This is a genomic window from Mycobacterium sp. (assembly GCF_035697385.1).
GTDB lineage: Bacteria > Actinomycetota > Actinomycetes > Mycobacteriales > Mycobacteriaceae > Mycobacterium.
Map to the genome: position 1 here is coordinate 1 of NZ_DASSCY010000176.1, position 6,017 is coordinate 6,017.

General features: G+C 68.4%; 5 protein-coding genes and 1 pseudogene. 2 read left to right on the forward strand and 4 right to left on the reverse strand.

What is annotated here, in order from left to right; translation table 11 throughout:
* Positions 1–148, forward strand: a pseudogene (locus VFH65_RS14580) (ESX secretion-associated protein EspG); the annotation flags it as partial.
* Between the two features lie 130 nt (positions 149–278).
* Here VFH65_RS14580 and VFH65_RS14585 read toward each other — a convergent pair.
* The 4 genes from VFH65_RS14585 to VFH65_RS14600 are packed head-to-tail and all read right to left on the reverse strand — an operon-like array spanning position 279 to position 4,358.
* A complete protein-coding gene (locus tag VFH65_RS14585) occupies positions 279–536 on the reverse strand; it encodes an HPr family phosphocarrier protein (protein ID WP_353322399.1) in 258 nt (85 codons plus the stop codon).
* Positions 537–565: 29 nt separating this feature from the next.
* On the reverse strand, positions 566–2,602 hold the full coding sequence (locus VFH65_RS14590; RefSeq protein WP_353322400.1) for a PTS fructose transporter subunit IIABC: 2,037 nt from the start codon (positions 2,600–2,602) through the stop codon (positions 566–568).
* Positions 2,599–3,594: a 1-phosphofructokinase family hexose kinase gene (locus VFH65_RS14595; RefSeq protein WP_353322401.1), complete on the reverse strand. Its 996-nt coding sequence runs from the start codon at positions 3,592–3,594 to the stop codon at positions 2,599–2,601. The genes VFH65_RS14590 and VFH65_RS14595 overlap by 4 nt, the downstream gene beginning before the upstream one ends.
* A complete protein-coding gene (locus tag VFH65_RS14600) occupies positions 3,591–4,358 on the reverse strand; it encodes a DeoR/GlpR family DNA-binding transcription regulator (RefSeq protein WP_353322402.1) in 768 nt (255 codons plus the stop codon). Before VFH65_RS14600 ends, VFH65_RS14595 begins: the two co-directional genes overlap by 4 nt.
* A 102-nt stretch (positions 4,359–4,460) precedes the next feature.
* Here VFH65_RS14600 and VFH65_RS14605 point away from each other — a divergent pair.
* On the forward strand, positions 4,461–6,017 hold a 1,557-nt coding region (locus tag VFH65_RS14605; protein WP_353322403.1), incomplete at its 3' end, for a phosphoenolpyruvate--protein phosphotransferase.

The window sequence follows — 6,017 nt, forward strand, 5'->3', positions numbered from 1 at the left end:
AGTGCTCACCGCGTTCGGCCAACCCCACCCCGAGGTCGCCGCCATGGTCGACACCCTCAGCCGCCCCGATCGGTTGCTCGAGGGGCGCTGGTGGCGCCGCGACCGCGGTGGCAATATGGTGCGCTTCGTGGTGTGTCGGAATCGTAACGGGGGTCCAGAGGTAGCTGTTCCGCTTTCTTTGGGTGGTACGGGCCTACCGAGCGCCGCGAAACGGTATTCCAGCAGGTCCGTTCTCGGGATTTTGCTGCTGGAATACCGTTTCGGCGCGCGAGCCCGAGCTAGGCGTCGAGGTCTTGCTGGACCAGTTCGGCGACGGTCTTGAGCGCTTGATCGTCCTCGGAGAAGACGGTCACCTCGGCGCCGTTGCCCGCCCCAAGGGTCATGATCATCAGCGCTGAGCCGGCGTCCACCGGCTCACCGCCGTCCACGGAAAGCGTCACGGGTACACCGGCGTTGACGACGGCTTCGGCGATGATGGCGGCGGGTCGGGCGTGCAGGCCGATGGCCGAGCCAACGATGACGGTCTTGGCGGGCATGAGGTGTTCTCCTTCGGTGGTGGGGTGGATCAGGCGGTGGCCAGCGCGGGGGTCTCGTCGACCGTGACGCTGGGCTTTGCGAATTGCTTGGCGGCGATGACGGCCAATGCGCCCGCCGCTGTTCCGATCAGTGTGGCGATGACGAACCACGCCAGGTTGCCGATCGCGAAGAACACGAAGATGCCTCCGTGCGGCGCCCGCAACGTCACGCCGGTCGCCATCGTGAGCGCACCGGTGATAGCGCCGCCGAACATCATCGACGGGATGACCCGCAGCGGGTCGGCCGCCGCGAACGGGATGGCGCCCTCAGAGATGAAGCAGGCTCCGAGAAGCACAGCGGCCCTGCCGTTTTCCCGTTCCGGCTCGGTGAACAGGCCTGGGCGCACGAAGGTAGCCAGTGCCATCGCCAGCGGCGGCACCATGCCTGCGGCCATCACTGCTGCCATGATCTCGAACGACGCGGTGGTCGCCGCGGTGAGTCCTGCGGTGGCGAAGGCGTAGGCCGCCTTGTTGACGGGGCCGCCGAGGTCGAAGCACATCATCAGGCCGAGGATGATGCCCAGCACGATTGCCGAGGTGCCGGACATCCCGTTGAGCCAATCCGTCAGGCTGGTGGTGACCCACGCCAGCGGGCGGCCCAGCAACATGAACATCAGCAGACCGACGGCCAGTGAGGCAAAGAGCGGAATGATGACCACCGGCATCAGGCCTCGGAACCATTTCGGCACATTGGTTTTGCTGATCCACAGCGCCGCGAAACCCGCGATCAGGCCACCGACGATGCCGCCGATGAAGCCAGCGCCGACGAATACCGCGACGGCACCTGCGGTGAATCCCGGTGCGATACCGGGGCGGTCGGCGATGGCGAACGCGATGTAGCCCGCGAGTGCCGGTACCAGGAACGAGAAGGCAAGCCCGCCAAGGCTGAACAGAATGGCGCCGAGGTACTGGGTGAAGCCCCCGCTCGGAAGGTTGGTGAGCGAGTTGTTCAGGGCGATGAGATTGCCCAGCGACTGGGTCTCGCCGTCGGGTGTATTGGCGATTTCGTAGCCGCCGAACAAGAAGCCGAGCGCGATGAGCAGGCCGCCTGCGGCGACGAACGGGATCATGTAGCTGACGCCGGTGAGCAGGATCTGTCGCGTCCGGGTGCCCCAGCCGACACCACCACCAGCTGCTGACGGCGTGGCAGCGGGTGCGCCACCTCCTTGTACGCGCGCCGCAGCGGGATCGGTTGCGGCTGAGAGGGCTTCGGCGACCATCTTGTCCGGTTCGTTGATGGCGCGTTTGACGCCGGAGGCGATCACCGGCTTGCCGGCGAAGCGGTGCTTGTCCTTGACTCCGACGTCGGTGGCGAAGATGACCGCGTCGGCGGCTGCGATCGTCGACGGGTCAAGGGGTGTGCTGCCTGAGGAGCCCTGCGTCTCCACGTGCAATGTGGCACCGGCCTTCTTGGCGGCCGCGACCAGGGAGTCGGCGGCCATGTAGGTGTGCGCGATACCGGTCGGGCAGGCCGTCACCGCGACCAGTGTCTTGGGCTGCGCCTTCGCGGGCTCGGCTGCGGGAGCTGGCTTCTCGATCGTGGTGGGCTCGGGGTTGACCACGCTGTCGACCAGTGCGACCACGTCCTCGGGAGTCGACGCTGTGCGCAGCGACTCCACGAAGTCCTTGCGCACCAGGGCGCGGGCGAGGCTGGACAGCAGCTTCATGTGCTCGGCGCCGCCTGCCTCAGGGGCCGCGATCAGGAATGCCAGGTCGGCGGGACCGTCCGGGGCGCCGAAGTCGACGGCTGGTCTCAGCCGCGCGAAGCCGATCGATGCCGTGTCGACGTAGGGCGACCGGCAGTGCGGGATCGCGATGCCGCCGGGTAGTCCGGTGGCCGACTGCTCCTCGCGGGCCATCGCGGCGGCGATCAGACCCTCGGTGTCGGTGGTGCGCCCGGCGTCGGCAAGCCGGTTGACCAGCCGGCCGATCACCGCTTTCTTAGCGTCACCGGCAGCCCCGTCTACATCGATGTCGAGCAACACCAGATCGGTGTTGATGATCGGTTGTGAGGCAGTGCTTGTCATGGCAATACTTTCGGGTTGGTTGTTGGAGAAATCCACGAGATCGGGCTCACCCGAACGGCATCGAGGTCGATCTGCGCCGGAGTGGGCAGCGCTGATCCGGGCAGTGCCGCTGCGGCGCTGCCGTACGCGACCGCCATCTGGAGCCGCTGCGGCGGAACTGCGCCGCCCACCTCGGCACGGACATATCCGGCCAAAGAGGCATCGCCGGCGCCGACGGTGCTGCGCGGGACGATCGGCGGTGGCGTGGCCATCCAGGCGCCGGTCTGGTCGACGAGGACCGCACCCGCGGCGCCCAGCGTGGCGAGCACCGCGCCGATACCTCGGTCGACGAGTTGGTGGGCCGCTGTCACGACCGGTTCGGGATCACCTTGGGCGACAGCGGCTTCCAACGCCTGAGGCGAGAAGCCCAGCACGCCGGCGAGTTCCTCCGCGTTCGGCTTGATCAGGTCCGGTGCGGAACGGTCGAGCGAATCCACCAGCGCTGCTAGTGGACCCTCGGAGGTGTCGATCGCGACTTTGCATGTGGACGCCGCCAGATTCGCGACGATATCGGCGTACCACGCGTCCGGAACGCCGGGTGGCAGGGAGCCCGAGAGCACTACCCACGAGGCGTGTTCGGCGAGTTCGATCACGCATCGGGTGAGCGCGTCGAGAGCGGCGACGTCCAGCGCGGCACCCGGCTCGTTGAGTTTCGTTGTGGTTCCATCGATTTCGGTGATCGCCAGGTTAGTCCGCACCGCCTCGGTGGTGGGCACGCAGCGAAACGCGACGGCACTGGCCTGCAGCGCATCCACCAGTGGATCGGTTGCCGGTGCCGGGATCACCGCGACGGCATCCAGGCCCGCCAACGTCAACGCCCTCGCGACGTTGACGCCCTTGCCGCCGGGTTCGGTTGTCGCCGAGGTGACTCGGTGCACGGCGCCACGAGTCAACGGGGCCGTCAGCGTGACCGTGCGGTCGATGCTGGGGTTCGGGGTGACGGTGACGATCATGCGACGACCACCTCAACGCCCTGCTCGGTGAGCTGGTCACGATCGGCGGCGCTGATCTCGGAGTCGGTGATCAGGGTGTCGACGCTGGAGATCGGGGCGAAGCTGACGAGGTCCTCGCGGCCAACCTTCGACGAGTCCGCGGCTACCACAACGTAATTCGCGGCGCGAACCATCGCTCGCTTGACGGCGGCCTCGTCACTGTCGGGTGTCGACAGGCCGTGACGGACGCTGATCCCGTTGGTGCCGATGAACGCGATGTCCACCCGCAGGGTGTCGAGCACACGCAGTGTCTGCTCCCCGACGGCGGCCTGGGTGAGGCCGCGGACACGGCCCCCGAGAAGTTGCAGGGAGACTGACGGCATCCCAGCGAGCCGGGCGGCAATGGGCACGGAGTTGGTGACGACGACGAACTCGCGGTCGGCGGGCAGCTGCGCGGCGATGCGCGACGTGGTGGTGCCTGCGTCCAGCAGCACGCTGGCACCGGCGAGGGGGAAGAACTCCGTCGCGGCCGCCGCGATGGCGTCCTTGTGATCGGCGCGGGTGGTCTCGCGTTCGCCGACGCCGGGCTCGACGAGATGCAGAGCCCGGACGGGAACGGCGCCGCCGTGCACCCGCCGCAGCACCCCCGCCTTGTCCAGCACGGCGAGATCGCGCCGGACCGTCTCGGTGGTCACGTCGTAGGCGTGGGCCAGCTCGGTGACCGAGGCGCGGCCCTGGGCCAGCACCAGCGAGGCGATCGCTTGCTGACGTTCTTCGGCGTACATGCGGCTCCGTTTGTGTGGGTATAGGCCCGACTTGATGTGGATATATTTGGTTTTACTCCTGTTCGTGTTGACTTGTCAACAATTTCTTGTAATCTGCTTCACATGACCGCTTCATCCGTGCCGACGTCACTTCCCACCGTTCTGCGTGGTGTGCCAGTGGTTGCCGGTGTTCAGTACGCGCCGGTGATCCGGCCCGGCCGCCTGCCCGACGTTGTCGACGCACCCGCGGCTGACATAGAGGAAAGCGACCGCCCTGCCGAAGCCGCACGGTTCGCGGCTGCCGCCGCCACCGTCGCCACCCGGCTGCGCGACCGCGCCGCGCACGCCACCGGGGCGGCGTCGGAGGTGCTGGCCGCCACCGCGACGTTGGCGCAGGACCGGGCCTGGCTGGGCGCCGCCGAGAAGCGAATCAAAGAAGGCACCGCGGCCGTGCCCGCGGTCAAGCAGGCGGTCGAGCAGTTCGTCGACCTGTTCACCCAGCTCGGCGGCCTGATGGCCGAACGGGTCACCGATCTACGGGACATCCGCGACCGGGTTGTCGCCGAACTCAGTGGCCTGCCCGAGCCCGGCGTCCCGCTGCCTGCGGTCCCGTCGATCCTCTGCGCCGAGGACCTTGCCCCCGCCGACACCGCCGGTCTGGATCCCAATCTCGTGGTCGCACTGGCCACGACGTTCGGCGGGCCCACCAGTCACACCGCGATCATCGCCCGTCAGCTCGGCATCCCGTGTGTCGTCGCCGTCGACGGCCTCGACGCCGTCACAGCAGGCACGATGGTGCTGGTCGACGGCACCCTGGGCACAGTCACCGTGGCGCCGGACGAGACCGTCGCCGCCGAAGCCGTCGCTCAATCACAGCGCGACGCTGAACGGGCCGCGCACTGGGCCGGGCCGGGCGCCACCGCCGACGGACACACGGTGTCGATCCTCGCCAACGTCCAGGACGGCGCCGCAGCCCGCGCTGCTCGCGAAACGCCGGCCGAGGGCGTCGGCCTGTTCCGCACCGAACTGTGCTTCCTCAACCGCGACACCGAGCCCACCGTCGATGAGCAAGCAGACATCTACAGCGAGGTGCTCGACGCCTTCTCGGGACACAAGGTGGTGATCCGGACGCTCGATGCGGGATCCGACAAGCCACTGAAGTTCGCCGGCCATCCCGACGAGGCCAATCCGGCGCTCGGTGTGCGCGGCATCCGCATCGCCGAGCGCAATCCCGGGCTGTTGTCGCGGCAGCTGGAGGCCGTCGCGGCCGCCGGCCAGCGCACCGGAAACCCTCCGTGGGTGATGGCGCCGATGATCGCCACCGCTGATGAGGCGAAACGCTTTGCCGCCCAGGCTCGTTCGCATGGCCTGACGCCAGGGGTGATGATCGAGGTGCCCGCCGCGGCGCTGCTGGCCGAACAGATACTCGAACACGTCGACTTCCTGTCGATCGGCACCAACGACCTGGCCCAGTACACGATGGCCGCCGACCGCATGTCCGCCGACCTCGCGACGCTCACCGATCCGTGGCAGCCCGCCGTGCTGGCGCTGGTCGCCATGGCCGTGCGCGCGGGCGCCGCAGCAGGCAAACCCGTCGGCGTCTGCGGCGAGGCCGCCGCCGATCCCGTGCTGGCCTGCGTGCTCACCGGACTGGGCGTCACGTCGCTGTCGGCGGCTGCC

Coding starts and splice junctions, on each gene's coding strand:
- VFH65_RS14600 (WP_353322402.1), bottom strand. CDS start 4,358: ATGTACGCCGAAGAACGTCAGCAAGCGATCGCCTCGCTGGTGCTGGCC.
- VFH65_RS14595 (WP_353322401.1), bottom strand. CDS start 3,594: ATGATCGTCACCGTCACCCCGAACCCCAGCATCGACCGCACGGTCACG.
- VFH65_RS14585 (WP_353322399.1), bottom strand. CDS start 536: ATGCCCGCCAAGACCGTCATCGTTGGCTCGGCCATCGGCCTGCACGCC.
- VFH65_RS14590 (WP_353322400.1), bottom strand. CDS start 2,602: ATGACAAGCACTGCCTCACAACCGATCATCAACACCGATCTGGTGTTG.